Raw genomic sequence first — 25,003 nt, 5'->3', positions numbered from 1 at the left:
AGGATTCCCCCCATGCGTCGCGTCGTGATTACCGGTCTGGGCATCGTTTCCTGCCTGGGCAATGATAAAGAAACCGTCTCCGCCAACCTTCGCGCTGGCCGGGCAGGTATCCGTTTCAATCCGGAATACGCCGAGATGGGCCTGCGCAGCCAGGTGTCCGGCTCTATTGACCTGAAACTGGAAGAACTGATCGACCGCAAGGTCTATCGCTTCATGGGCGATGCGGCAGCCTTCGCCTACCTGTCCATGGAACAGGCGATCAAGGACGCCGGTCTCAGCGCCGAAGACGTTTCCAGCCCGCGCGTCGGCTTGATCGCCGGCTCCGGCGGTGCTTCGACCTTCAACCAGATGGAAGCCCTGGACATCATGCGCGAGAAGGGCGTCAAACGGGTCGGCCCCTACCGTGTGCCGCGCACCATGGGCAGCACCGTATCGGCCTGCCTGGCGACTCCGTTCAAGATCAAGGGTGTCAACTACTCCATCTCCTCCGCCTGCGCCACCAGTGCTCATTGCATCGGCAGCGCCATGGAGCAGATCCAGATGGGCAAGCAGGACATGGTGTTCGCCGGCGGCGGCGAAGAAGAGCACTGGACCCAGAGCTTCCTGTTCGATGCCATGGGCGCCCTCTCCACCCAGTACAACGACACCCCGGAAAAAGCCTCGCGGGCCTACGATGCCAAGCGTGACGGTTTCGTCATCGCCGGTGGCGGCGGCATGGTGGTAGTCGAGGAACTGGAGCATGCCCTCAAGCGCGGCGCCAAGATCTACGCGGAAATCGTCGGTTACGGTGCCACTTCCGACGGCTACGACATGGTCGCGCCGAGCGGCGAAGGGGCGGTGCGCTGCATGCAGCAAGCCCTGGCCACGGTAAAAGACCCGATCGACTACCTGAACACCCACGGCACCTCGACTCCGGTCGGCGACGTCGCGGAAAGCCGCGCAGTGCGTGAAGTGTTCGGCGCCAAGGCCCCGGCCATCAGTTCGACCAAGAGCCTGACCGGCCACTCCCTGGGCGCCGCCGGCGTGCAGGAAGCGATCTATTGCATGCTGATGATGGAAGGCAACTTCATTGCCGGCTCGATCAATATCGAGGAAATCGATCCTGAAATCGCCGATCTGCCGATCCAGCGCAGCACCGTCGAAAACGCCAAGATCGACACGGTAATGAGCAACAGCTTCGGCTTCGGTGGCACCAACGCCACCCTGGTACTCAAGCGCTGGACCGGCAAATAGGCCGGATCGAACGCAGAGGCCCGCGGGCAAGGTGCATGGAAGCACCTGATGCAACCGAGTAACAGCAAACGACAAAGGGCGCCCAATTGGGCGCCCTTTGTTTTTGTCTGGCCTTCAGGCCGCTTCCTCAACCTCTTCAACTTGCTTGGCCTTCCTGACGCTCGGCAGCAGCATAGGCACGCGCTGGCGGTAGGCCTCATATTCCGGGTGAGCCTTCAGCAGGTCGCGCTCCTCCAGGAAGATGCCGATCAGGATATAGACGCTGGTCAGCACGGCGAACAGCAGGTGCGCCACCGTCATCTGCGGAGTGCACCAGAAGACGAAGAGCCAGCCCAGGTAGAGCGGATGACGCACCAGCTTGTAGGCCGCCGGGGTCTTGAACGGCAGCGCCGTGTAAGGCTTGCCCAGCAGCTGCAGCCAGACCTGACGCAAGCCGAACAGGTCGAAGTGGTTGATCAGGAAGGTGCTGTACAGCACCAGCGCCCAACCGAAGCCGAAGCCCGCCAACAACGGCAACTGGCCACTGCGATTCTCCACCTGCCAGATGACGCCGCCCATGGGTTGCCAGAAATGGAACAACGCGATCAGCGCCAGGCTGGAAAGCAGCACATAGGTGCTGCGTTCAGCCGCCTGGGGAATGATCCGGGTCCACCAGGCCTTGAAGGCCGGCCGGGCCATCACGCTATGCTGAATGGCGAACACCGCCAACAGCAGTGTGTTGATCACCAAGGCATTGCCGAAAGCCATTTCGGGGACCCCGTCAATGGTCCGCGGCACTAGCGGAAGATTGCCAATGAAGGCAATGGCGTAAAGGAAAGTGGCGAAAAACACGGCATAACTGCCGACGCCGTAGAGAAAGATCGCAAAGCGTTTCATGGTTATGGTCCTGCCTCGATTGGGGGTAGCTGCAAGACTGTTTGCAGTCGAGGTCAGGTTGCGCGGCGCCTGTATCAGGACCATGGCGGGCAGCACACAGTTTGTATGCACTTGGTTTCAGAGGTTGTGAAAATACCGAGCGCCGTCGCGAGGCCGTCTCCAGGCGTTCGCGGCAAGGCGCGCTACGTGAACAGCGGGCGTCTGCAGGCGGTCGCAGTAGGCGGGAGTTTTTTCACAGCCGCTCAGTCGGGTTCACTGCGCAGACTGGCGCACAACAGGCCATGCAGGCGGGCCTGATCCAGCGGCTTGGTCAGCAGCGCCTTGAGCCCTTGCTCCAGCACTTCAGCCTCGGCCAGGGCATCGCTGAAACCGGTGTAGAGCACGATCGGCAGATCCGCCCGCGCCGCCAGCAGGCGACGGGCCAGCTGCAGCCCGCTGAGCCGGGGCATGCTCTGGTCGAGGATGACGAAATCCCAGGCATAGGGATCGGCCAGCAGCAGTTCGCTGGCCTGCTCGGCATCGCAGAATAGCCGCGCCGACAAGCCCCAGCCCTCGAGCAGCTCGCCCATGAACTCGGCCACCAGTACATCGTCGTCGACCACCGCGACCCGCCCCTGCAGCGCACTCCACTGCAGCGCCTGGGGCCTGATGGCGGCGCCCTGAAAAGCAGGATCCAACACCTGGCTGAGCACCGGGATCAGGATGCGGAAGGTTGCCCCCGCACCCGGTGCGCTCTGCAACAGAATATGCCCGCCATATTCATGCACGATACCGTGCACCATCGACAGCCCCATGCCACTGCCCTGCCCGCTGACCTTGGTGGAAAAGAACGGCTCGAACATCCGTGCGCGCACCAGCGGGTCGATGCCCGGTCCGTTATCGCTCACGGTGAGCGCCACGAAGCGGCCCTGGACGCTCTGCTGACAGGAGGCGCAGACCGCCGTCTCGTGCACCTCCAGCCCGAGGCTGACGGACAGCTGGCCGACGCTGCCCATGGCATCGCGCGCATTGATGCAGAGGTTCATCAGCACCTGCTCCAGCTGCACCGGATCCACCAGCACCGGGGGCAGATCCTGGGCCAGCTGGGTGTCGAGTTCGACGGTGGCGGGCAGCGTCGAGTCCACCAGCTTGATGAAGTCGCTCAGCACCACGTCCAGCGCCACCGTCTGCGGCTTGCCTCGACTGCCGCGGCTGAAGGTGAGCATTTGCTGAATCAGATCGCGAGCCTTCTCCGCGGAATGCTGGACCCGCGCCAGGTACTTGCCGAGTCGCTCATGCTGCAGCTGTTCGGCCTGCTCCTGGGCCATCACCGTGTAGCCGAGCATGCTGGTCAGCAGGTTATTGAAGTCGTGGGCGATACCTCCGGTCAGGTGGCCGATGGCTTCCATGCGCTGGGCCTGGCGTAACTGCTGCTCCAGGCGCACCCGCTCCGCCTCGGCCTGCTGGCGTTCGGTGATGTCGCGCAGGTAGCAGATGAACCGCGGCCCTTCATCGCCCTGCACCACCGCCAGCGCCAGTTCGGCGGGAAACTCCTGGCCATTGGCCCGCTGGGCGACCACCTCCATGCGCTTGCCGAGGAAGGTGCCGCTGCCGGTCTTCAGGTAGTGTTCGAAACCCCGCTCATAGGCCTCGCGGAACCGCTCTGGAATGATCAGGCCGAGTAGCGAACGACCCAGCACCTGGTCGCGGCGCATGCCGAAACACTGCTCGGCCGCCGGGTTGAAGACCAGCACCCGGCCCCGCTCGTCCATGCCGATGAAGCAGTCCAGCGCGGTATCGGCGATGGCCCGGTGTTGCATCTCGCTGGCGCGCAGGGCCTGTTCGGCCTCCTTGCGCTGGGTGATCTCGCGGGTAAAGGCGAGAATCCGGTCGACCCCGCCGATGGTCGCGCGTTTGAGCAGCACCTCATCCCAGTGCAGGCTGCCGTCGCGGTTGCGCCGGTGCCATTCGAAGCGCTGCGGTTCGCCGGCCCGGGCGCGGGCCAGGTAAACGGCCGCCTCCTGACCGGTGTAGGGCGCATAGCCGGCGCTGAAGTCATCGATCTCCAGCTTGAGCATCGCCTCGTAGCTGTAGCCGTAGGCCTGACAAGCCTTGGGATTGACGTCGACCAGTGCACCGCTGTGCAGGTCGTAAACGAAGATGGCGTCTTCCGAGCTGTCGAAGATCGCCCGATAACTGGCCTCGGCCTCCAACCGCTCGATCTCGGCGGCGGCGCGCACCGAGAAGATCCGCAGCACCGACTCGACCCGATTGCGGTTGTCCATCGGCCCGCAGCGCCCGGCGGCGATCAGGCCCAGCGGCCGACCATCGCTGGAGAACAGCGGATAACCGGCGTAGCTGTCGACACCGAACGCCAGCAGGCTGTCATCGCTCGGGAAGCGTTGCGCCAAGCCGCTGGGAATGAACTGGAAGGCCTTGCCGAACACCTCCTGGCACGGTGTACCCGGCAGTGGGTAGCTGGTATTGCGGTGCAACCGGCCAGCGTAGTACAGGGCCAGGGTCGTCAGGCTCTGGCCATCGGCATTGATCCGGCTGACGAAGGCGAAATCGGCCTCCAGCGAGCGCGTCATATAACGCGCGATCGCCTCGAACACCTCGCCGCTGCTGGCGGCGGACACCCCCAGGGCAACGTGGCCGAGGGCTTCCTCGAGACTCTTGCGGGCGCTGATGTCGGTAGAGATGCCGCACACCGCGGTCACCTGCCCCACGGCGTCGAACAGCGGGAACTTGGTCGACAGGTAGGTGTGCGCTTCCCCGCTCACCTGCACCTGCTCCTCGAACTCCATCGCCGCGCCGCACAGAGCCACCCGCTGGTCATTGGCCCGCAGCACATCGGCCAACGGCGCCGGCAGGAGTTCATGGTCGGTGCGCCCGAGTACCTCTTCAGCCTGCAGTTGGAACAGCTGTTCGAAGGCACGGTTGACCAGCTGCAAGCGACCGTGCAGGTCTTTCACATAGATCACCGCGCTGCTGTTGTCGACGATCTGGCGCAGTTGATGCTCCACCGCACTGCTGCTGGCGGCAGGGATCGGGATTGGCTGGCTCACGCGGGCATCCTCCGGGAACGGCAGTCAACCCTGAGTATAGAGACCGCCCCATGGCCTTAGCGCGCCGACAACACGGGTGAAACAATTGAAACAAACCCACGGATCGGCGTGCGTGAACCCGCGGTAAGCGACGGCAGGCGGCCGCAAGCTCAATCGCCCGGCACGAACATATAGCCGACACCGCGCAGCGTGCGGATGATCTGCGGTTTGTCCGGGTCCGGTTCGAGCTTGCGCCGCAAGCGGGCGATGCGGATATCGATGGAACGATCGAAGGGATTCCAGTCACGGTTCTGGGTCAGATTGAGCAGTTGATCGCGCGACAGCGGCCGGTTCGGCCGCTGGGCGAAGGCCTGCAGGAGGTCGAACTCCATCGCCGTCAGGGGAATCTCGGCGCCCTCGCCATCACATAGCTGACGGCGCTCGAGGTCCAGGCGGCAGCGCCCCAGTTGCAGGTAGCGGTGCGCGTCCTCGGCTGCCGCTGCCGGTGGAGGGACTCGCCGGTAGCGGCGCAACACGGTTTTCACCCGTGCCAGCAGCTCGCGCGGATCGAAGGGTTTGGCCAGGTAGTCGTCGGCGCCCACCTCCAGGCCGATGATCCGGTCGAGCGCACTGCCGGCCCCGGAAATCATGATTACCGGCAGGTCGTGGTGTTCACGCAGAAAGCGCGCCAGGCTCAGGCCGTCCTCACCGGGCAGGCCGACATCCAGCAGCACCAGGTCGGGCAGCCCGGTTTGCAGGACCTGACGCATGGCCGCACTATCGGCACAGGTGTGCACCTGATAACCCTGCCCGCCGAGGTAGTCCTCGAGCAACTGACGCACCTCGCCATCATCGTCCACCACCAGGATCTGTTTGCCCTCCTGCATGCCCACCACCCTCGCCGACCCGCTGCTCCTCACAGCATAGTCAGCCAGACGCGCGACGCATCAGGCGAATGACCGAACGGGCATGGCGCCTTGTTTGACCAGGATCAACGCCTCGGCCGCGGGCCGTCCTATGCTGCTGGCAACGCCAACCGCAGCACGAGAGGGATCAGGCATGACGATCAAAACCATCAGCGCCCACGGGCAAATGCAGGCCGGCATGAGCATCGAGGTGCAATGCGGTGATTATCGCGTGGTCATGGACCAGCCCGCGCATGCCGGCGGCCAGGGTCTGGGGCCCACCCCGCTGGATATCGTCCTGGCGGCGGTCGCCGGCTGCTTCGGCACCCTGGGCCGCTACATCGCCCATCAGCAGAAGATCGAGCTGCGCGGCATGCGTTTCGAGATCGAGGCCGACTACGACCCCGACGGCCTGCTCGGCCGGCGCGATGACGTGCGCCCCGGGTTCCAGGCGCTGAGGGTCCAGGTGGAGATCGACGCCGACCTCGACCGTGAACAAAAGCAGGCGCTCCTCGACGAAATCGAACGGCGTTGCCCGCTGGTCGACAACCTGCTCAACGGCACCCAACTGCACAGCCGCCTGGTCTGACTTGCCGGGCAACCATCAGCGCACCTGAAAGCGCTGTTCGGCCAGCTTGCGGTCATCCTGGAACACCAGGAAATGCCACTCGCCTGCAACGACTTCATGGGGTTCGCTGAATTCGAAGGCCATCACGTCCTGGGGTGCATCCGGCACCAGCTGCTGTACCACCACGAACTTGTCGTGACGCTTGCCGTCGGGGGTTGTGATGCCAGGCGTGAGATAGAGCAGGGTCAGCGGCGCATCGCCGGCGGTTTTGCCCGTCAGGCTGTAGCGCATGCCGAATTTGCTGCCGAGCTTGGCCGGGATCACCTCAGTGCGCTCGATCGGCTGCTTGCTGCGGGTCAACACCCGTTCGCCCGGCTTGAAGTCCTGGTACTGGCTGGCAAAGATGCCGTACTCCACGGGCCCCTCGACCCGCACCTCGGCCTGCACCAGCCCGGCCGTCAGCATGAGTGCGGCCAGCGCACTGAAACGGGTGTATTGCATGTCGCGCTCCTTGTTTGGGATGGCGCGAGCCTATGACGCCCGTGTGACAGGCGAATGACAAGCTACTGCTCGAGTTCGCCGCGCACCTTGCGCGGCAGTATGGCGAGGAAGTTGTCCCGCGCGACCTGGTGCGCCACTTCGGCGGGCAAGGCATCGAGGAACGGCTCGAACCCGTGCATGTACTCGCCCATGCTGTCGAAACGACCCACCACGTCGGAACCGAGCATGAACCGCTCCGGATAGCGCCTGACCAGTTTCAGCCAGTCCGGGTCGGGCTTGCCCTGCTCATCCAGCAGATAGGGCCTGAGCATGCTCCAGGACAGGTCGATATACAGGTTCGGGTAGGCTTCGAGCATCCGATCGAGGGTCGACAGGAGGAAATCCAGCTTCTCCTGGTGCCGATGTATTTCCAGGCTGGTGCCGGCATGCGCCCAGATGAAGCGCACATGCGGATGATTGCGCAGCGGCGCTTCCATTTCCGGCAAATACAGTGGGTTACGCTCGCGCTTGGAGGTGATGTTGGAATGCAGCATCACCGGCAAATCATATTCGGCGGCCAGATGGTAGACCCGCGCCAGCGCCTCGTTGTCGGCCCGCGGTGCATCGCCGTGGATCAGCGCAGTGAGGTCGTCGTGGCGGGTGAATATTTCGCCGATGCCCTCCCACAGGCCGGGATCCATTTCCAGCATGCGGCGGATATGCGCATCGGCGTTCTTGTCGTTGGGGTTGATGCCGGACAAAAAGGGGTGAAAACGTCTGCGCTGCTCGCTCGGCAGCTGCTTGTAGGCATGCGCAATCAGCACATCGGTGGCGCTGTACCAATAGGCATTGGCGTCATCGCCGGCATAGTAGCGCGGGCGCTTGGGTTCGTTCTCGTCCCATTTCTTCGCCACCGGGATACCCGAGAGCATCACATGCTCGACATTGGCCTCGGCCATGCGCTCGATCAGCTTGTCCATGCCGTCGCTTTCCTGGAAAAAATCGACGTAATGCAGGTGTGCATCGCTGTAGCGATAATCGCGGGAATACGCACCGCTCGCGGCCAGCACGAGGAACAGAATCAAGCTCGAACGTAGAAGATGCACAGCGGTGTCCTCCTGACAGCATGGTCTGGGTAGACCCGGCAGCTACCCGGCAAGTTCAGCGAGCGCGCTGGCGTGGCCCACGACGCCAGCTGAATAGTCCGGGGCTAGCGCGGCGCGGCCAGCGATAATTTCCGCACCGGCGTTACGTGCTGACGGCGCTGGCCGGCAAGCGCAGCGATGGGCTAGGCTGGCAGCTTAGCCATATTCCGTCCCCGGAGTTGCCATGAGCGCTAACCGCAACGCAACCGGCCTGCTGCTGATCCGACCGCGCCAGGAGGATATCGGCGGCCAGCCGATCCTGCGCCCGCTGCCGTCGGCCAAGTGCCGCAATGTCGGCCCCTTCGTATTCTTCGACCATATCCTCGAGCAGGACTATCCGCCCAGCCGCGGCCTGAACATCGACCAACACCCGCATATCGGCATGTCCACCCTCACCTACCTGTTCGAGGGTCAACTGCAGCACAAGGACAGCCTCGGCTCGGATCAACTGGTCAAGCCCGGCGAAGTCAGCTGGATGACCGCCGGCCGCGCCGTGGCACATGTCGAGCGTACGCCGGCGGCGCTGCGCCAGCGCGGTTCACGCCTGCATGGCCTGCAAGTGTGGCTGGCCCTACCCGAGACGGAGGAACAGGGTGAGCCGAGCTACAGCCACTATATTGCCGACAGCCTGCCGCATAGCGAGGCCATGGGCGTGCAGATCCGCCTGATTGCCGGCAAGGGTTTCTGCCTCCAGTCACCGGTGCCGGTGCGCTCGCCAACCCTGTATGCCGAACTCAGACTGGCCGCCGGCGCCAGCCTGGCGATTGCCGCCGAGCACCCGCAGCGGGCGCTGTACCTGATCGATGGCGACGCGCTGCTGGACGATCAAGCACTGCCGCTGCGTGGCCTGGCGGTACTGCCCGAGGGCGAAACCTTCACCCTCAGCGCCTGCGGCGAAAGCCACCTGGTGCTGATCGGCGGCCAATCCCTCGGGCCGCGACGGATAGACTGGAACTTCGTCGCCAGCGACCCGGCACTGATCGAGCAAGCCCGTGAACGCTGGAAAAATCACGATTGGCCCAAGGTACCGGGGGAAACCGCGCGCATCGAACTGCCGCGCTGATCCCCCGCCGTCGTTAGCGCGCCTGTCACTGCGCCGCGAACACCTCATCGAACAGGTCGTTCATCGCCCGGTAGGACCGCGCCGCCACCTGCGGATGGTACTGGTTGCGACCCGGGGTATTGGCCTGCGGATTGGTGAAGGAATGCACCGCGCCGCCGTAGCTGACCAGTTGCCAATCGGTGTTCGCCGCTTTCATCTCGGCGATAAAGCCCTCGACCTGCTCCGGCGGCACCGATGGATCGTCGGCGCCATGCAGCACCAGCAGCGGCGCCTGGATGTTCTGCGCATCGGCCGGGTTCGGCGTATCCAGATTGCCATGGAAGGACACGAAACCTTGCAGATCGGCGCCCGAACGGGCCAGCTCGAGCACCGCGCCGCCGCCGAAACAGAAACCGATGGCGCCCAGCTTGCCGCTATTCAGGGCCACCTGCGCGGTCTGCGCCTTGAGCACCTCGACCGCGGCCTGGGCGCGCTTGCGCATCAAGGCCCGGTCGCCGCGCACCGCACCGGCGGCCGCCCCCGCCTCCTGCACATTGCTCGGGCGCACCGCCTTGCCGTACATGTCGGCCATGAACACCACGTACTTGTCGCCCGCGACGAGTTCGGCCTGCGTCGCCGAGCTCTCGGTCACCCCCAGCCAGTCCGGCACCATCAGCAAGCCGGGCCGCGGACTGGTCACCGCATCGTCATAGATCAGCATGCCCTCGAAGGCTTCACCGTCGATCTCGTAAGGCACCGGCTTGACCACCACCGCGGCCTCGGCGACACCGACCAGGCCGACCAGCGCCAAGGGTATGAGTGATTTGTGCATCGACCTGCTCCTGTTCAGTGGGTACCCCTCAAACAGTAGCGCCTGTGCGCGCACCACGATGAAAAAAGCCCGCATAAGCGGGCTTTTTTCATTACTACAGGTATCAAACCACTGCAGGTATCAGGCCGAGAGCTCGACCAGCAGCTTGTTCAGACGCTGCACGTAGGCCGCCGGATCTTTCAGGCTGTCACCGGCCGCCAACGCGGCCTGGTCGAAGAGGATGTGGCTGAGGTCGGCGAAACGCTCTTCGTCCTGCTCGGCATCCAGCTTCTCGATCAGCGGATGGTTGGGATTGAACTCGAAGATCGGCTTGGATTCCGGCACCTTCTGCCCGCTGGCCTCGAGAATCTGGCGCATCTGCAAGCCCAGGTCCTGCTCGCCGATGGCGAGGATCGCCGGCGAATCGGTCAGGCGATGGGACACCCGTACCTGCGCCACCTGCTCGCCCAGCGCGGTTTTCAGGCGCTCGGCCAGGCCTTCCTTGGCCTTGGCCACTTCTTCCTGAGCCTGCTTGTCCTCTTCCGAATCCAGCTTGCCCAGGTCCAGGTCGCCACGGGCGACGTCGACGAAGTGCTTGCCGTCGAACTCGGTGAGGTAGCTCATCAACCACTCGTCGATGCGGTCAGTGAGCAGCAGTACCTCGATGCCTTTCTTGCGGAATACTTCCAGGTGCGGGCTGTTCTTCACCTGGGCGTAGGATTCGCCGGAGAGGTAGTAGATCTTGTCCTGACCTTCCTTCATCCGCCCGATGTAATCGGCCAGGGCCACGCTCTGCTCGCCCGCGTCGCTGCTGGTGGAGGCGAAACGCAGTAAACCGGCGATCTTCTCCTTGTTGGCGAAATCTTCCGCCGGACCTTCCTTGAGGACCTGGCCGAAGTTCTTCCAGAACGCCTTGTACTGCTCGGGGTCGTTCTTCGCCAGTTTTTCCAGCATGTCCAGTACGCGCTTGGTCAGTGCCGACTTCATCGAGTCGATCACCGGATCCTTCTGCAGGATCTCGCGGGAAATGTTCAGCGACAGGTCGTTGGAGTCGACCACACCCTTGATGAAGCGCAGGTACAACGGCAGGAACTCGTCGGCCTGATCCATGATGAACACGCGCTGCACATACAGTTTGAGGCCCTTGGAGGCATCGCGCTGGTACAGGTCGAACGGCGCCCGGCCCGGTACATAGAGCAGCGAGGTGTACTCCAGCTTGCCCTCGACCTTGTTGTGGCTCCAGGCCAGCGGGTTGTCGAAGTCATGGGCAACGTGCTTGTAGAACTCCTGGTATTCCTCGTCCTTGATCTCGTTGCGCGGGCGGGTCCACAACGCGCTGGCGCGGTTGACGGTTTCCCACTCGACTTCGGCCGGCTTGTCAGCCTCTGCATCGCTCTCCAGAGAAGAAACAGACTCTTTCGGCAATTCGATCGGCAGGGCGATATGGTCGGAGTATTTCTTGATGATGTTGCGCAGACGCCAACCATCGGCGAACTCTTCCTCACCCTTCTTCAGGTGCAGGACGATACGGGTGCCGCGCTCGGCCTTGTCGACGGTGGCGACCTCGAACTCGCCCTCGCCCTTCGACGCCCAATGCACGCCTTCACTGGCCGCCAGACCGGCGCGACGGCTGAACACGTCGACCTTGTCGGCGACGATAAAGGCCGAATAGAAGCCCACGCCGAACTGACCGATCAGGTGCGAATCCTTCTTCTGGTCGCCGGACAGATGATGCAGGAAGTCGGCGGTGCCCGACTTGGCAATGGTGCCGAGGTGAGTGATCGCGTCCTCACGGCTCATGCCGATGCCGTTGTCCTCGAGGGTGACGGTCTTGGCTTCCTTGTCGAAGCTGATGCGAATCTTCAGCGCGGCGCCACCTTCCAGCAGCTCGGGCTTGGCCAGCGCCTCGAAACGCAGCTTGTCGGTGGCATCCGAGGCGTTGGAGATCAATTCGCGAAGGAAAATTTCCTTGTTGGAATACAGCGAATGGATCATCAGGTTCAGCAGTTGCTTCACCTCGGTCTGGAAGCCCAGGGTTTCTTTTTGAGTTTCCACACTCATGGTCGTCTAACTCCACATTGGTGACTAAGCCGGAATCCGGCGGATGTCATGCAGATGGGGGCAAGCTTTTGGATTTCAAGTAGTTGGCCAAGCCACTCAGGGTTCCAGCAGCTCGATCCTACTGATTTCCTCGGGCCGCAAGGCATAGCTGGCTGTACCCGAACCGCTCAGACGCTGGCGGATGACAATGCGACCTTGCTGGTCGACCCCCTGGAAACGCCCCTCCGCCATACTGCCGCGCGTGGTCGACGCGCGCATGGTCAGGTTCTCATAACGGCTTGGGCTGCGCAGCAGACCGTCCAGGCTGAAACGCAGGCGCCGATCCAGCGGACGGCTGATCCGCTCGCCGCTCACCGCCGCGACTGGTGCGGCCGCCACCTGAGGGGTAGGCGCCACAACCGCCGGTTCAGGCAATGCGGCAAAGCGATCGGCCTCGACCGCCCAGCCGCGCGATGCGCTCTTGTTCAGGCGAATGGGCAGACGTTGCGCTTGCCCGTCGATCTGCGCCTCGATGGTCAGTTCGAGGCTGTCAGTCGGCAGCGTCAGCGCCGGCAAGTGGCCCAACTGCACCGCGCGAGTAGCAAAGCGCCGCTGCAGATAATCCGCGATGACATAGGCCAGGGTGTCGGTGGAGTCGACATGCCGATCGACCTTGCCGTCGCGATAACGCAAACCATCGCGGAACACCTCGATCCTGCCGCTCAGGGTGGTCTTGAATTGTGCAGGCAGCACCAGATGAAAATCGCCCGCCAGCTTGTTCGGTGGCACAGGTTGCAGGTTCAGGTGCAGGGTGTAGCCATGGCTCAGCCGACGCGCCTCGGGCAGTTCCTGCTCCGGCAGCAACCAGCTCACTTCGATTTCCGGCAGCGGGCCCTGGTCGCCTGGCAACACATCGAGGCGCAAGGCACCAGTCACGGGCTGCGGCAGGCGGATGACCAGTTCGCGACGAGCAAAAAAATCCTGGCCTTCGCGCAGGCTGAGTACGCTGCCGAGCAACTCGCCCTGCTGCGGCACAAAAGGCTGGCCATGCAACTCGCCGTGCAACTCGATGGCCAATTCCGCCGGGGCCTGCACGTCTGGCTTGAGCCACTGCATACTCAACAACGCATGCAGACGCTGCGAATCCTGGCTGGCTAGCAGGGTCAAGCCGACGATCAGCGGGATAAACCCCAGGGCGCTGAGGCCCAGCGCCTGACGCGCACTGCGCCAGTGACGCAGCACATACAGCAGCGTAAACGGCGGCAGCAGACTCGCCCAGCCCCAGAGCAGCCCCGTGCCGAAGGCGCGCATCACCAGCCAGACCAGGCCGGCCAGAATCAGCAGCAAGCCACCGAGGATCAGCAACGCGTCCATTCAAGTTCCTTAACTAGAGATACCGAGCAGGTCCGTTAGGCGTGGCGGACTCAAGGCTCGTCGACCTTGAAGTGCGCCCGTGCCGTGGCAATAGGCTCGGTTTGATTGGTTTGCCAGGCCGTAATTGCCACGTTGGCGACGCGACGACCTTGTCGCCACACCTGGCACTGGGCATAGGTGTCACGATAATGACCGGCGCGCAGGTAATCTATCGAGAAGTCGATGATTTTCGGCAAATGTGGAATACCCATGAACATCAGCAGATGGAGCATGGCGGCATGTTCCATGAAGCCGGCGATCACCCCGCCGTGCAACGCCGGCAGGAGCGGGTTGCCGATGTTGTCCTGGTTGGCCGGCAAGCGGAAAACCATGTCTTCGCCCAGCCGCAGGCATTGCATGCCGAGCAATTTGGCATAAGGCATCAGGCTGATCAGCGCGTCGTAATCGCCGTTTTCATGGGCCTGGGATACCCGCTGATTGAGTTTCAAGTCACTCATGCGCCAGCCCCTTGAATGTCACGCTTGAGTTGTTTGTCGCCCGTCACGCCTTTGCCCATGCGCATGAAAGTCCCGACTACGTGGGCAATCGGCTGCGCCGGGTCGTCCTGATAGGCATAACCGCGGGTGAAGATGATATTCGGCGTAACCCGGTAGCATTCGGCAAAACCGAACACGTCCTTGTTCGGCTCGGCCGGGTGCATGTAGTCGATGCGCAGGTCGAGGGTTGGGCAAACCTCGAACTCAGCCAGCGCGCAGACGGTTGAAATACCACAGGTGGTATCCATCAGGGTGGTTATCGCACCACCGTGAATCACCCCGGACTCCGGATCACCCACTATCTGCCTGCTATAGGGCAAACGCAGGGTCAATCCCAGGGGGCTGGCGTCATGCACCTGGAGTCCGAGCACCTGGCAATGACGCAGCGCCGCCAAGAAGCGCTGCGTCTGCTCGAGAATGAGGGTATTGCTCATCGATTCAGTCCCACCACAACGGCACAAAGGGCGCGAATGATAGCGCCTCACCGGGCCACGGCACATTGTCATGATGCTGGAGGAGAACACTGATCAAACAATTGACGGGGAACTTAGTCGAACGGGCTATGCTCGAATGGGCTATGCCTGGGGCAACTCAGCCATCTGCCATCCTAAATGTCCACAAGGAGTACTGACCGTGCAAAAGCCATTTACCTATACCCTGCTTCTCGCTGCTGTCCTGGCGCTGGCCGCTTGCGAAAAAACGCCGGAAGACAAGATGGAGTCGGCCAAGGAGTCCGTCTCGGAAGCGGCTGAATCCGTGGGTGACGCGGCCGAAGATACCGGTGAAGCGGTCAAGCAGAAAACAGAAGAAGTGATGGAAGACTAAGCCGATCACCGGCAAAAATCGCAGATGATCGCGGATCACGCCATCTGAGATGCCGGTGACCCACTCAAACGCCAAGGCCCGCGTTATGCGGGCCTTGGCGTTTCTGCTGTTATTACAGGGCGGGAGTCAGCATCAGCAATAGACTGCACAGCAAGCCTACCCCCCACACCAGGCTGCGCTGCCAGTGCATATCCGCCCAATAGAACAGCAGATACAGCACCCGCGCGACCACGAACGTCAGTGCCAGCACATCCACCAGCAGCCCATGGGTCTGGGTGACATGGGCCATCAGCACGCCCACGGCAAACAACGGGAAGGCCTCGAAACTGTTCAGGTGGGCCGCCAACGCCCGCGCGCCGAAACCAGTCAGCCGGGCTTGCTGGCTGCGCGGGTGATGATTGTCATACACCCCGCTCTCCTGCTGCATGGCCCTGGCCACTGGCGCCTTGGCCAGAAAGATCAGCAGCGCGCTGATAAAAATGCACCAAAATGACAAACTCATTCGCCCTTCTCCTTGGCCGGTTCAACCATTGCAGTCTGGGTATAGACCATCACTTCAAGCACATCGGAATGGAACTCGCGGCGGTAGAGTACCAACACCACGCCAGTGGTCACCGCAATGAAGAACCAGGGATTGATAAACCAGGACAACGTCGCCATGCCAAAGTAATAGGCACGCAAACCGTAGTTGAACTGGTTGGCCGCCATCGAGATCACCCGCGCGGTGCGCTCGGAAAACGACTTGCGCTCCTGCTCGGTAACATGCCGCTCGCCCAGCATCGGCGCCGAACCGACCAACACGGCAGCGAAATTGTACTGGCGCATGCACCAGCTGAAGGTAAAGAAGGCATACACGAATACCACCCCCAGACACAGCAACTTGACCTCCGACATCTCGCGACTGGCCGCCTGCACGAAGGGCAGGTCGGCCAGCAACGACACCGCGCGATCGGAGGCACCCAGCACGGTGAGGATACCGGCAAGAATGATCAGGGTGCTGGAGGCGAAGAACGAGGCATTGCGCTCCAGGTTGCCGATCACGTTGGCATCGGCGATGCGGTTTTCGCGCAACAGCATGCGGCGCATCCAGTCCTCGCGGTAGAGATGCAGGACACTGGCCAGGCAAGGCGTGGTGCGACCCTTGAACAGCGCATAGCGGCTGTAGCCGCCCCAGCACAGCAGAAACCAGGCAATAGCCACTAGCTGCTGCCAGAGATTGTTTTCGAGAATGTTCATGAGTCCCCCCAGTCTAGGGCGCGATTATAGCGAGCCGAACGCGGCTGTACCGCTACCTTGTTCGCGCGCCGCAGCACTGGTTGCCACGCGCCGCAGGACCGACTTGCATGCGCCAAAAAATAAACCGCGGCGGGCAGTTGCGAAGTGCCAGCACCTGAACAACACTGCAACAGCAAACGCACCATGACGGTGCCAAACTCAACCCGTGTTCGAGTCCAGTCATTGCGCTAGAAACCTGCATGCTTTGATGAGACAGGAAGTCCCACAATACCGCCAAGGAGAGCCGGCATGTCCGTGCAGCGCCTTTTTTCCCTGATTTTCGCCGCCATCATCTTCTGCACCGTCCTGGTTTCAGCCTTGGTCATGCTGATGCTCGCCAACCAGGACCACCTGAGCGTGAGCCAGGAAAATCGTTATCGCTCCTACCTGCTGGCGGACGAACTGAGGCAAAGCTCCGACGACCTCACACGCCTGGCACGTACCTTCGCCGTCACCGGCGACTCGCACTATGAAGAGCAATATTGGCAGGTGCTCGATATCCGCAACGGCAAACGCGCCCGACCACAGCAGTATGAGCGCTTGTATTGGGATTTCCTGGCCGCCGGCCTACCCGCCCCCAGAGCCAACGGGGAATCCGCGCCGCTGCTCGAGCTGATGCAGCGCCAGGGTTTCAGCCAGGCGGAACTGAACAAGCTGGCCGAGGCCCAGGCCAATTCCAATGCCTTGGTACAGATCGAGACCGAGGCGATGAACCTGGCCAAAGGCCTGCTAGCCGATGGCCAGGGCGGCTTCACCAGACAAGGAACGCCCGACCGGATACTGGCCAGCCAACTGATGCACAGCCCGGAATACCATCGGGAAAAAGCCAAGATCATGCAGCCAGTGGATGACTTCTATGCCTTGCTCGACCGACGGACCGCAGAAGACGTTACCCACTACGCCCGGATAGGCGAGCGCTACATGGTCGCCGTGACGCTGATGGTCGTGATCCTGATCCTGATTGCGGCCGTCGGCATATTCACGATTCGTCGCAAGGTTTCCGGCGCATTGCTGCGTTTGAGCGACGAAGCACGCCGGGTCGCCGAAGGCGAGCTGGGCACACACCTCGCCGCGCAAAGCGGTGGTGAGTTTGGCGTGCTATCGCACTCATTCGGCCAGATGGTGAGCAAACTGCGCGAAATCGTCAGCAACGTGATGCACTCAAGCAGCCAGCTGAGCGTTTCCGCGTCGCAGCTGACCAGCACCACCACATCGACCCAGCACAACCTCAAGCAGCAGGAACTGCACACTACGGAAGTGGCGGCAGCCATGACCGAGATGGCGGCCACGGTGCAAGAAGTCGCGCGTCATTCCACGCAAACAGCCGAAGCGGCGCAGCGCGCCGACCAGGCCGCCAACGCCGGCCACCTGCTGGTCGGACAGATGGTCGAATCGATCGACGCCCTGGCCCATGAAATCGGCAATGCCGCGACTGTGGTGCAGACCCTGGCACAGGACACGGCCGATATCGGTAGCATCCTCAATGTGATTCGCAGCATCGCCGACCAGACCAACCTGCTGGCTCTTAACGCGGCCATCGAAGCAGCCCGCGCCGGTGAACAGGGCCGCGGCTTTGCCGTGGTCGCCGATGAAGTACGTTCGCTGGCCAAGCGCACTCAGGACTCCACCCGGGAAATCCAGGAGATGATCGAGCGCCTGCAAGCCGGCGCCAACAAAGCAGCTGGGGTGATGGGCCAAAGCCGTACACAGGCGGAATCGGGCGCCAGCCAGGCGATTGAGGCCAGGCAGGCGTTGGAAGTCATCACTGGCGCCAACCGAGAGATCAGTGACATGGCCGTCCAGATCGCCAGCGCGGCCGAGCAGCAGGCCGCGGTGGCCCAGGACATCAGCCAGCGGATCGAGATGATCCGCGACTTGGCCAGCGGCAATGCCGAAGGCTCCAATGAGGTCACCGAAGCCAGCCACGACCTCGCCGAACTGGCCGAGCGGTTGCACGCCCAGGTCCGGCATTTCAACCTCGGCGGCAATTCCGCCTGAACAACCTGGGGATTGCCATCACGGACTCAAACAGCCAGGGCCATGGACGTCCGACACCGTGATCCTGGCTGCCTGCACACGCCCTTAAGCGAAGCATCAGGCCAATGCTCCCTGCGTCTTTCCCCGCAGACGGTCGAGCAGCGATGCCAACAACAAGGTGACCAGCACCGGCAGCAACCAGCCGAGGCTCTCGCCAGCCAGTGGCAACTCGCTGAACAATGACGGCAGCAACTGACTGAAGCCCGCGGCGGCGAAGCCATCGATCAGGCCGAAGACCAGTGTCACCGACATCACCGGGACGAATACCCGACGGGACGACAGCCACAGGTTATCCAGCAGGCTCAATGCAACCAGCACGATAGCCAGCGGATAGAGCCCCACCAGCACCGGTACCGAAATGCTGATCAACTGGGTCAAGCCCTGATTGGCCACCAGCAGACTGAACAAACCGAACACCACCACTACCACCCGGTAGGACACCGGCAGCAGGCTGCTGAAAAACTCGCCGCAGGCCGTCAGCAAACCCACTGCCGTGGTCAGACAAGCCAGGGTGATCACCACTGCCAGCAGCAGGCTGCCAGCGGTACCGAAGGTGTACTGGACATAGGCGGTGAGGATTTGCACGCCATTCTGCGCTTCACCGGCAATACCCTGGCTGGTCGCCCCCAGGTAGAACAATGCCAGGTACACCAAGGACAACCCAACGGCCGCAATCAGTCCGGCAATCACCGAATAGCGCGTGATCAACGCGCCATCGGTCACCCCCCGGTCGCGGATGGCCGTGGCAATCACGATGCCGAACACCAGCGCGCCAAGGGTATCCATGGTCAGGTAGCCCTGCAGGAAGCCCTGGACGAAGGGCGCCGCCTGATAGTCCGCGGCAACCTGGCCAATCTCGCCGGCAGGCATCAGCAATGCAGCGCCCCCCAGAACCAGGAGCGCCGCCAAGAGCACCGGCGCAATGAATTTACCGATGCGATCGACCAGTTGCCCCGGGTTGAGCGACAGGAACAGCACCGCCGCGAAATACGCCAGGCTGTAGATCAGCAGTGGTGTAGCCGAATTGCCGGTGAACGGCGCCACCGCCATCTCGAAAGACACCACCGCAGTACGCGGCGTGGCGAACAGCGGGCCGATGGCCAGGTACACCGCCACCGCAAACAGCATCCCGGCGCGCTTGCCCAGCGGTGCGGTGAGCAGTGCCATACCGCCGCCGACCCGGGCCAGGGCGACAATGGTGAGCAGCGGCAAGCCGACACCGGTGAGCAGGAAACCCAGGGCCGCCAGGCCAATATTCTCGCCCGCCGCCATACCGGCACTGGGCGGGAAGATGATGTTGCCGGCGCCGAGAAACAGGGCAAAAGTCATGAAGCCGAGGGCCAGGAGATCCGAGCCTTGCAAACGAGTCATAGAGGGCAATACCACAGGCAGAAAAATATGAATTCCGAGGGTTTCCCGAAGGATCGGGGGAAACGTCGCCCTGCCGGTTGGGCTGAGCCGCTGCTGCACCGCTACCCGCTTGTGGCGGCCAAGGCGCGAATAGTTGCCAGCCTAACGAATTTGCCATTTGCGCGGCACTGACACAGGTCAGACTGTCGAACCAAGATAAAAAGCTGTCGCATCGACAACAGTTCGCCCGGCCGAGCCCAGACACTCATCACACGGCAGGAGCCAGGGGGACGCCTGGTCTTCGCTGGGGATTCGTTGCGGCCTGCGCTCAAGCCCAGCGCCGTCAAATCGGCATCTTGCTGGGCTAACGCCCGCCCTTAGGCTATCTCAACAGGCCATTGAGACATGGCTAACAAAAAAGGCCACCCGAAGGTGGCCTCTTTACAGTCAGCAACGCTTAGGCGTTTTTGACTTCCCAACCGGTCAGCTCGGCCAGGGCCTTGCCGATGTCAGCCAGGGAACGCACGGTTTTCACACCAGCGTCTTGCAGCGCAGCGAACTTCTCGTCCGCAGTGCCCTTGCCGCCGGAGATGATGGCGCCAGCATGGCCCATGCGCTTGCCCGCAGGGGCAGTCACACCAGCGATGTAGGACACCACCGGCTTGGTCACGTGGGCCTTGATGTAGGCAGCCGCTTCTTCTTCAGCCGAACCGCCGATCTCGCCGATCATCACGATCGCTTCGGTCTTCGGGTCTTCCTGGAACAATTTCAGGATGTCGATGAAGTTGGAGCCCGGGATCGGGTCACCGCCGATGCCCACGCAAGTGGACTGGCCGAAGCCGGCGTCGGTGGTCTGCTTCACGGCTTCGTAAGTCAGGGTGCCGGAACGCGACACGATGCCTACTTTGCCTGGCAGGTGGATGTGGCCCGGCATGATGCCGATCTTGCACTCGCCCGGTGTGATCACGCCTGGGCAGTTCGGGCCGATCAGGACCACGCCCAGTTCGTCGCACTTGACCTTGGCTTCGAGCATGTCGATGGTCGCGATGCCTTCGGTGATGCAGACGATCAGCTTGATGCCGCCGAAGGCCGCTTCCAGGATCGAGTCCTTGCAGAAAGGAGCCGGCACGTAGATCACGCTGGCAGTAGCGCCAGTGGCGGCTACGGCTTCTTTCACGGTGTTGAACACCGGCAGGTTCAGGTGCGTGCTGCCGCCTTTACCCGGGGTCACGCCGCCAACCATCTTGGTGCCGTAGGCGATGGCTTGTTCGGAGTGGAAAGTGCCTTGCGAGCCGGTGAAGCCCTGGCAGATTACTTTGGTGTCTTTATTGATCAGGACGCTCATTACTTGCCCTCCGCAGCTTTGACGACTTGCTGAGCAGCGTCGGTCAGGCTGGTTGCCGCGATGATGTTCAAGCCACTTTCAGCCAGTACTTTTGCGCCCAGGTCGGCGTTGTTGCCTTCCAGACGAACCACGACCGGAATCTTCACGCCGACTTCCTTGACTGCGCCGATGATGCCTTCGGCAATCATGTCGCAACGCACGATGCCGCCGAAGATGTTCACCAGAACAGCTTTGACGTTGTCGTCGGAGAGGATGATCTTGAACGCTTCGGTCACGCGCTCTTTGGTCGCGCCGCCACCCACGTCGAGGAAGTTGGCTGGCTGACCGCCGTGCAGGTTGACGATGTCCATGGTACCCATGGCCAGGCCGGCACCGTTGACCATGCAACCGATGTTGCCTTCAAGGGCCACATAGTTCAGTTCGAACTTGGCCGCATGAGCTTCGCGCGGATCGTCCTGGGACGGATCGTGCATGGCCCGCAGCTTCGGCTGACGGTACATGGCGTTGCTGTCGATGTTGATCTTGGCGTCGAGGCAATGCAGGTTGCCATCGGCCTTGATTACCAGCGGGTTCACTTCCAGCAGAGCCAGGTCGTAGTCCTGGAACAGCTTGGCCAGGCCCACGAAGATGTGGGTGAACTGCTTGACCTGATCGCCTTCCAGACCCAGCTGGAAAGCCAGTTCGCGGCCCTGGAACGGCTGTGCGCCGACCAGCGGATCGATAGTGGCTTTGAGAATTTTCTCAGGAGTATCGTGAGCAATCTTCTCGATGTCCACGCCACCTTCGGTGGATGCCATGAACACGATGCGGCGGCTGGAGCGATCGACTACCGCACCCAGATACAGCTCTTTGGCGATGTCGGTGCAGGACTCAACCAGAATCTGGTTGACCGGCTGACCGGTGGCGTCGGTCTGGTAGGTCACCAGACGCTTGCCCAGCCAGTTGGCGGCGAAGGCCTTGGCGTCTTCCTTGCTCTTGACCAGCTTCACGCCGCCCGCTTTACCGCGGCCACCGGCATGCACCTGAGCCTTGACGACCCATTCGGTGCCGCCAATTTTTTCGCAGGCTGCTGCGGCTTCTTCCGGAGTGCTTACGGCGAAACCCTTGGATACGGGCAGGCCGTATTCAGCGAACAGCTGCTTACCCTGATACTCGTGGAGATTCATGCTTGTCTACCGTCTTCGTTAGGTATTGCGCATTCGGTGCTGCACTTGGGATGCCGCACCACCTGTGACTGCTTCTGCGAGCAGTCCGGCGGCGTTCCGCGCTTGAGCCAGGCTCAAGCGCGGGCAGACCGCCGTGGTTCTTCTTGTAACCTCGCCAGCACCGGTGAGCTGCAAGCAGCAGCCGGTGCAGCGGCTTACAAACGACTACTTAGCGCTTCTTGCGGTTAACGACGTGGATGGCATGGCCATTCACGGCCAGGGCCGCTTCATGCAGCGCTTCGGACAACGTCGGGTGGGAGAAGACCATCATTCCCAGGTCCTCGGCGCTGGTGCCGAACTCCATACCGATTGCGCCCTGCTGGACCAGCTCGGCGGCGCTCGGGCCGATCACGTGAACACCCAATACGCGATCGGTGTTGGCGTCGGCAATCACCTTGACCATGCCGCCGGTATCATTGGCAGCCATGGCGCGGCCACTGGCGGCGAACGGGAAGGTGCCGACGTTGACGGCAACGCCCTCGCCCTTCAACTGCTGCTCGGTCTTGCCAACCCAGGCGATTTCCGGATGGGTATAGATGACCGAAGGGATCAGGTCGTAGTTCATCTGGGCTTTGTGCCCGGCGATGCGCTCGGCAACCATCACGCCCTCTTCCGAGGCCTTGTGCGCCAGCATGGCGCCGCGGACCACGTCACCCACGGCGTAAACGCCCGGTACGCTGGTGGCGCACTGGTCGTCGACGTAGATGAAGCCACGCTCGTCCAGATCGACGCCGCTATCGGTGGCCAGCAGATCGGTGGTCACCGGACGACGGCCGACCGCTACGATCAGCTTGTCGAAGGTCAGCTGCTGCTCGCCTTCGGCATCGGTGAAGCTCACGGTGACCTGCTTCTTCTTCACTTCGGAAGCGGTCAGACGCGCGCCCAGGCGAATCTTCAAGCCTTGCTTGGTAAAGGTTTTCAGGGCTTCCTTGGCGATCTGCTCATCGGCAGCCGGAAGGAATTTGTCCTGCGCTTCGATCACGGTGACGTCGGCACCCAGGCGCGCCCATACCGAACCCAGTTCCAGACCGATCACGCCAGCACCGATGACGCCCAGAGTCTTGGGCACGCTCTGGAATTCCAGGGCGCCGGTAGAGTCGACGATGGTGTCGTGGTTGACCGGGGCCGGCGGAATGTCGATCGGCTTGGAGCCGGAAGCGATAATCACGTTCTCGGCCTGAACCACCTGAGTGGTGCCGTCCAGCGCAGTGACTTCCACCTGCTTGCCGGCCAGCAACTTGCCGTGACCTTCGAGCAGGGTCACGCCGTTGGCCTTGAACAGGGTGCTGACACCACCGGTGAGGTTCTTGACGATGTTGCTCTTGCGCGCAACCATCGCCGGCACGTCGATGCTGACGCCCTTGGCCTCGATACCGTGGATGGCAAAGCCTACTTTGGCTTCGTGATATTTCCAGGAGCTGTCCAGCAGCGCCTTGGACGGAATGCAACCGACGTTCAGGCAGGTACCACCGAGCGCGATCTTGCCCTCATTGTCCTGGTACTTTTCGATGCATGCGGTCTTCAGACCGAGCTGAGCAGCCTTGATCGCGGCTACATAGCCGCCAGGGCCGGCACCGATGACTACCACGTCAAATTTCTGGGTCATACATGATTCCTTCTCGAATAAACCGGACGGCCCCTTGTGGGGGCCACCTTGGGAGAGACTGGCTTAGATATCCAGCAGCAGACGAGCCGGATCTTCCAGCAGGTTCTTGATGGTCACCAGGAAGCTCACCGCTTCCTTGCCGTCGATCAGGCGGTGATCGTAAGACAGCGCCAGGTACATCATCGGCCGGATAACAACCTGACCGTTGATGGCCATCGGGCGCTGCAGGATGTTGTGCATCCCCAGGATGGCGGCTTGCGGCGGGTTGACGATCGGCGTCGACATCATCGAACCGAAGGTACCACCGTTGGTGATGGTGAACGTGCCACCGGTCATGTCGTCGATCGACAGCTTGCCTTCTTTGGCCTTCTTGCCGAAGGTCGCGATGCCACCTTCGATTTCGGCCAGGCTCATCAGCTCGGCATTGCGCAATACCGGCACCACCAGGCCGCGGTCGCTCGATACGGCAACACCGATGTCGGAGTAGCCGTGGTAGACGATATCGGTGCCGTCGATCGAGGCGTTAACCGCCGGGAAACGCTTCAGCGCTTCGGTGGTGGCCTTGACGAAGAACGACATGAAGCCCAGGCGCACGCCGTTGTGGGACTTCTCGAACAGGTCCTTGTACTTCGAACGCAGGGCCATGACTTCGGTCATGTCGACTTCGTTGAAGGTGGTCAGCATGGCCATGGTGGACTGGGCTTCGACCAGGCGCTCGGCCACCTTGGCACGCAGGCGGGTCATAGGTACGCGCTTCTCGACCCGATCACCGACGGCCAATACCGGCGCGGCAGCTGCCGGGGCAGCAGGCTTGGCAACTGGCGCAGGGGCCGGGGCGTTTTTCTTGGCGGAGGCGGCAGCGACCACGTCTTCCTTGGTCACCCGACCACCCTTGCCGGTGCCGGCAATGCTGTTCGGGTCGATGCCATTCTCTTCAGCCAGCTTGCGTGCGGCCGGCGAGAGGATTTGATCATCAGCCGCAATACCGGGAGCCGCGGCAGCAACAGGCGCAGCAGCCTGGGCGGCGGCGGGTGCAGGAGCAGCAGCACCACCTTCGCTCAAGGTACCCAGCAGTTCATTGCTGAGCACGGTGTCGCCTTCGTTCTTGACGATTTCAGCGAGGACACCGTCGGCCTCGGCCAGCACTTCGATCACTACTTTATCGGTTTCGATGTCGACGATCAGTTCGTCGCGCTTGACCGCATCGCCCGGCTTCTTGTGCCACGTGGCCACGGTGCCGTCGGCAACCGATTCCGGGAAAGTAGGGGCTTTGATCTCGATAGCCATTCTGTGTGGTTCCTTAAATTCGGTTTGTTCGACGAGG

At 62.3% G+C, this 25,003-nt stretch carries 22 protein-coding genes and 1 pseudogene; 6 read left to right on the top strand and 17 right to left on the bottom strand.

Annotation, left to right across the window (positions count from 1 at the left end; translation table 11 throughout):
• Positions 1 to 12 precede the first annotated feature (12 nt).
• Positions 13 to 1,233, top strand: a complete 1,221-nt coding sequence (gene fabB, locus G9C89_RS06290) for a beta-ketoacyl-ACP synthase I (protein WP_172146257.1) — start codon at positions 13 to 15, stop codon at positions 1,231 to 1,233.
• 114 nt (positions 1,234 to 1,347) lie between these two features.
• On the opposite strand, the gene mddA is transcribed toward fabB, so the two are convergent.
• The 3 genes from mddA to G9C89_RS06275 all read right to left on the bottom strand — a co-directional run bounded on the left by mddA (position 1,348) and on the right by G9C89_RS06275 (position 6,022).
• Positions 1,348 to 2,109, bottom strand: coding sequence for a methanethiol S-methyltransferase (mddA, locus tag G9C89_RS06285; protein ID WP_172146254.1), 762 nt, complete (start codon positions 2,107 to 2,109; stop codon positions 1,348 to 1,350).
• A 242-nt stretch (positions 2,110 to 2,351) separates the two neighbouring features.
• Entirely contained in the window at positions 2,352 to 5,156 is a 2,805-nt protein-coding gene (locus G9C89_RS06280) for a PAS domain S-box protein (protein ID WP_172146251.1), read from the bottom strand.
• Positions 5,157 to 5,305: 149 nt separating this feature from the next.
• On the bottom strand, positions 5,306 to 6,022 hold the full coding sequence (locus G9C89_RS06275; RefSeq protein ID WP_172146248.1) for a response regulator: 717 nt from the start codon (positions 6,020 to 6,022) through the stop codon (positions 5,306 to 5,308).
• Positions 6,023 to 6,194: 172 nt separating this feature from the next.
• Here G9C89_RS06275 and G9C89_RS06270 point away from each other — a divergent pair, with 172 nt between their 5' ends.
• Complete coding sequence (locus G9C89_RS06270) at positions 6,195 to 6,629, top strand: OsmC family protein (protein ID WP_172146245.1); 435 nt, start codon at positions 6,195 to 6,197, stop codon at positions 6,627 to 6,629.
• 15 nt (positions 6,630 to 6,644) lie between these two features.
• On the opposite strand, the gene G9C89_RS06265 is transcribed toward G9C89_RS06270, so the two are convergent.
• Together G9C89_RS06265 and G9C89_RS06260 are read right to left on the bottom strand one after the other, a co-directional pair.
• Positions 6,645 to 7,109, bottom strand: coding sequence for a DUF3859 domain-containing protein (locus G9C89_RS06265; protein ID WP_172146242.1), 465 nt, complete (start codon positions 7,107 to 7,109; stop codon positions 6,645 to 6,647).
• Positions 7,110 to 7,171: 62 nt separating this feature from the next.
• Positions 7,172 to 8,194, bottom strand: coding sequence for an amidohydrolase family protein (locus G9C89_RS06260; protein ID WP_172146239.1), 1,023 nt, complete (start codon positions 8,192 to 8,194; stop codon positions 7,172 to 7,174).
• Between the two features lie 223 nt (positions 8,195 to 8,417).
• On the opposite strand from G9C89_RS06260, the gene G9C89_RS06255 reads away from it, so the two are divergent.
• Complete coding sequence (locus G9C89_RS06255; protein ID WP_172146236.1) at positions 8,418 to 9,296, top strand: pirin family protein; 879 nt, start codon at positions 8,418 to 8,420, stop codon at positions 9,294 to 9,296.
• Between the two features lie 25 nt (positions 9,297 to 9,321).
• On the opposite strand, the gene G9C89_RS06250 is transcribed toward G9C89_RS06255, so the two are convergent.
• From G9C89_RS06250 to G9C89_RS06230, 5 genes are all read right to left on the bottom strand, one after another.
• Positions 9,322 to 10,107, bottom strand: coding sequence for a dienelactone hydrolase family protein (locus G9C89_RS06250; protein WP_172146233.1), 786 nt, complete (start codon positions 10,105 to 10,107; stop codon positions 9,322 to 9,324).
• A 120-nt stretch (positions 10,108 to 10,227) separates the two neighbouring features.
• Entirely contained in the window at positions 10,228 to 12,147 is a 1,920-nt protein-coding gene (gene htpG / locus G9C89_RS06245; protein WP_172146230.1) for a molecular chaperone HtpG, read from the bottom strand.
• A gap of 96 nt (positions 12,148 to 12,243) precedes the next feature.
• Complete coding sequence (locus tag G9C89_RS06240; protein WP_172146227.1) at positions 12,244 to 13,500, bottom strand: MFS transporter; 1,257 nt, start codon at positions 13,498 to 13,500, stop codon at positions 12,244 to 12,246.
• 50 nt (positions 13,501 to 13,550) lie between these two features.
• A complete protein-coding gene (locus G9C89_RS06235) occupies positions 13,551 to 13,997 on the bottom strand; it encodes a PaaI family thioesterase (RefSeq protein ID WP_172146224.1) in 447 nt (148 codons plus the stop codon).
• Complete coding sequence (locus G9C89_RS06230) at positions 13,994 to 14,470, bottom strand: PaaI family thioesterase (protein WP_172146221.1); 477 nt, start codon at positions 14,468 to 14,470, stop codon at positions 13,994 to 13,996. The genes G9C89_RS06235 and G9C89_RS06230 overlap by 4 nt, the downstream gene beginning before the upstream one ends.
• A gap of 199 nt (positions 14,471 to 14,669) precedes the next feature.
• Here G9C89_RS06230 and G9C89_RS06225 point away from each other — a divergent pair, with 199 nt between their 5' ends.
• Entirely contained in the window at positions 14,670 to 14,861 is a 192-nt protein-coding gene (locus G9C89_RS06225) for a hypothetical protein (protein WP_172144894.1), read from the top strand.
• A gap of 112 nt (positions 14,862 to 14,973) precedes the next feature.
• On the opposite strand, the gene G9C89_RS06220 is transcribed toward G9C89_RS06225, so the two are convergent.
• Complete coding sequence (locus G9C89_RS06220) at positions 14,974 to 15,363, bottom strand: MAPEG family protein (protein ID WP_172146218.1); 390 nt, start codon at positions 15,361 to 15,363, stop codon at positions 14,974 to 14,976.
• Positions 15,360 to 16,097 (bottom strand): DUF599 domain-containing protein, encoded by a 738-nt coding sequence (locus G9C89_RS06215; protein ID WP_172146215.1) that lies wholly within the window; start codon positions 16,095 to 16,097, stop codon positions 15,360 to 15,362. Before G9C89_RS06215 ends, G9C89_RS06220 begins: the two co-directional genes overlap by 4 nt.
• Positions 16,098 to 16,385: 288 nt before the next feature.
• On the opposite strand from G9C89_RS06215, the pseudogene G9C89_RS25475 reads away from it, so the two are divergent.
• Positions 16,386 to 17,264 (top strand): annotated as a pseudogene (locus G9C89_RS25475) (HAMP domain-containing protein); the annotation flags it as partial.
• A complete protein-coding gene (locus G9C89_RS25470; protein ID WP_390623776.1) occupies positions 17,256 to 18,134 on the top strand; it encodes a methyl-accepting chemotaxis protein in 879 nt (292 codons plus the stop codon). The pseudogene G9C89_RS25475 and the gene G9C89_RS25470, both read left to right, overlap by 9 nt.
• A gap of 96 nt (positions 18,135 to 18,230) precedes the next feature.
• On the opposite strand, the gene brnQ is transcribed toward G9C89_RS25470, so the two are convergent.
• From brnQ to odhB, 5 genes are all read right to left on the bottom strand, one after another.
• Positions 18,231 to 19,544: a branched-chain amino acid transport system II carrier protein gene (gene brnQ, locus G9C89_RS06205; RefSeq protein ID WP_172146209.1), complete on the bottom strand. Its 1,314-nt coding sequence runs from the start codon at positions 19,542 to 19,544 to the stop codon at positions 18,231 to 18,233.
• Between the two features lie 436 nt (positions 19,545 to 19,980).
• A complete protein-coding gene (sucD, locus tag G9C89_RS06200) occupies positions 19,981 to 20,868 on the bottom strand; it encodes a succinate--CoA ligase subunit alpha (RefSeq protein ID WP_172146206.1) in 888 nt (295 codons plus the stop codon).
• Complete coding sequence (gene sucC / locus G9C89_RS06195) at positions 20,868 to 22,034, bottom strand: ADP-forming succinate--CoA ligase subunit beta (protein WP_172146203.1); 1,167 nt, start codon at positions 22,032 to 22,034, stop codon at positions 20,868 to 20,870. The genes sucD and sucC overlap by 1 nt, the downstream gene beginning before the upstream one ends.
• A 208-nt stretch (positions 22,035 to 22,242) precedes the next feature.
• Positions 22,243 to 23,679, bottom strand: a complete 1,437-nt coding sequence (gene lpdA, locus G9C89_RS06190) for a dihydrolipoyl dehydrogenase (protein WP_172146200.1) — start codon at positions 23,677 to 23,679, stop codon at positions 22,243 to 22,245.
• A 63-nt stretch (positions 23,680 to 23,742) separates the two neighbouring features.
• Positions 23,743 to 24,966 (bottom strand): 2-oxoglutarate dehydrogenase complex dihydrolipoyllysine-residue succinyltransferase, encoded by a 1,224-nt coding sequence (gene odhB, locus G9C89_RS06185; protein WP_172146197.1) that lies wholly within the window; start codon positions 24,964 to 24,966, stop codon positions 23,743 to 23,745.
• Between the last annotated feature and the right edge of the window lie 37 nt (positions 24,967 to 25,003).

Source organism: Pseudomonas tumuqii (assembly GCF_013184545.1).
Lineage (GTDB): Bacteria > Pseudomonadota > Gammaproteobacteria > Pseudomonadales > Pseudomonadaceae > Aquipseudomonas > Aquipseudomonas tumuqii.
This window is presented reverse-complemented; position numbering and strand designations above follow the sequence as displayed.

Coding starts and splice junctions, on each gene's coding strand:
- fabB (WP_172146257.1), top strand. CDS start 13: ATGCGTCGCGTCGTGATTACCGGTCTGGGCATCGTTTCCTGCCTGGGC.
- mddA (WP_172146254.1), bottom strand. CDS start 2,109: ATGAAACGCTTTGCGATCTTTCTCTACGGCGTCGGCAGTTATGCCGTG.
- G9C89_RS06275 (WP_172146248.1), bottom strand. CDS start 6,022: ATGCAGGAGGGCAAACAGATCCTGGTGGTGGACGATGATGGCGAGGTG.
- G9C89_RS06270 (WP_172146245.1), top strand. CDS start 6,195: ATGACGATCAAAACCATCAGCGCCCACGGGCAAATGCAGGCCGGCATG.
- G9C89_RS06265 (WP_172146242.1), bottom strand. CDS start 7,109: ATGCAATACACCCGTTTCAGTGCGCTGGCCGCACTCATGCTGACGGCC.
- G9C89_RS06255 (WP_172146236.1), top strand. CDS start 8,418: ATGAGCGCTAACCGCAACGCAACCGGCCTGCTGCTGATCCGACCGCGC.
- G9C89_RS06250 (WP_172146233.1), bottom strand. CDS start 10,107: ATGCACAAATCACTCATACCCTTGGCGCTGGTCGGCCTGGTCGGTGTC.
- htpG (WP_172146230.1), bottom strand. CDS start 12,147: ATGAGTGTGGAAACTCAAAAAGAAACCCTGGGCTTCCAGACCGAGGTG.
- G9C89_RS06240 (WP_172146227.1), bottom strand. CDS start 13,500: ATGGACGCGTTGCTGATCCTCGGTGGCTTGCTGCTGATTCTGGCCGGC.
- G9C89_RS06235 (WP_172146224.1), bottom strand. CDS start 13,997: ATGAGTGACTTGAAACTCAATCAGCGGGTATCCCAGGCCCATGAAAAC.
- G9C89_RS06230 (WP_172146221.1), bottom strand. CDS start 14,470: ATGAGCAATACCCTCATTCTCGAGCAGACGCAGCGCTTCTTGGCGGCG.
- G9C89_RS06220 (WP_172146218.1), bottom strand. CDS start 15,363: ATGAGTTTGTCATTTTGGTGCATTTTTATCAGCGCGCTGCTGATCTTT.
- G9C89_RS06215 (WP_172146215.1), bottom strand. CDS start 16,097: ATGAACATTCTCGAAAACAATCTCTGGCAGCAGCTAGTGGCTATTGCC.
- G9C89_RS25470 (WP_390623776.1), top strand. CDS start 17,256: ATGGTGAGCAAACTGCGCGAAATCGTCAGCAACGTGATGCACTCAAGC.
- brnQ (WP_172146209.1), bottom strand. CDS start 19,544: ATGACTCGTTTGCAAGGCTCGGATCTCCTGGCCCTCGGCTTCATGACT.
- sucD (WP_172146206.1), bottom strand. CDS start 20,868: ATGAGCGTCCTGATCAATAAAGACACCAAAGTAATCTGCCAGGGCTTC.
- sucC (WP_172146203.1), bottom strand. CDS start 22,034: ATGAATCTCCACGAGTATCAGGGTAAGCAGCTGTTCGCTGAATACGGC.
- lpdA (WP_172146200.1), bottom strand. CDS start 23,679: ATGACCCAGAAATTTGACGTGGTAGTCATCGGTGCCGGCCCTGGCGGC.
- odhB (WP_172146197.1), bottom strand. CDS start 24,966: ATGGCTATCGAGATCAAAGCCCCTACTTTCCCGGAATCGGTTGCCGAC.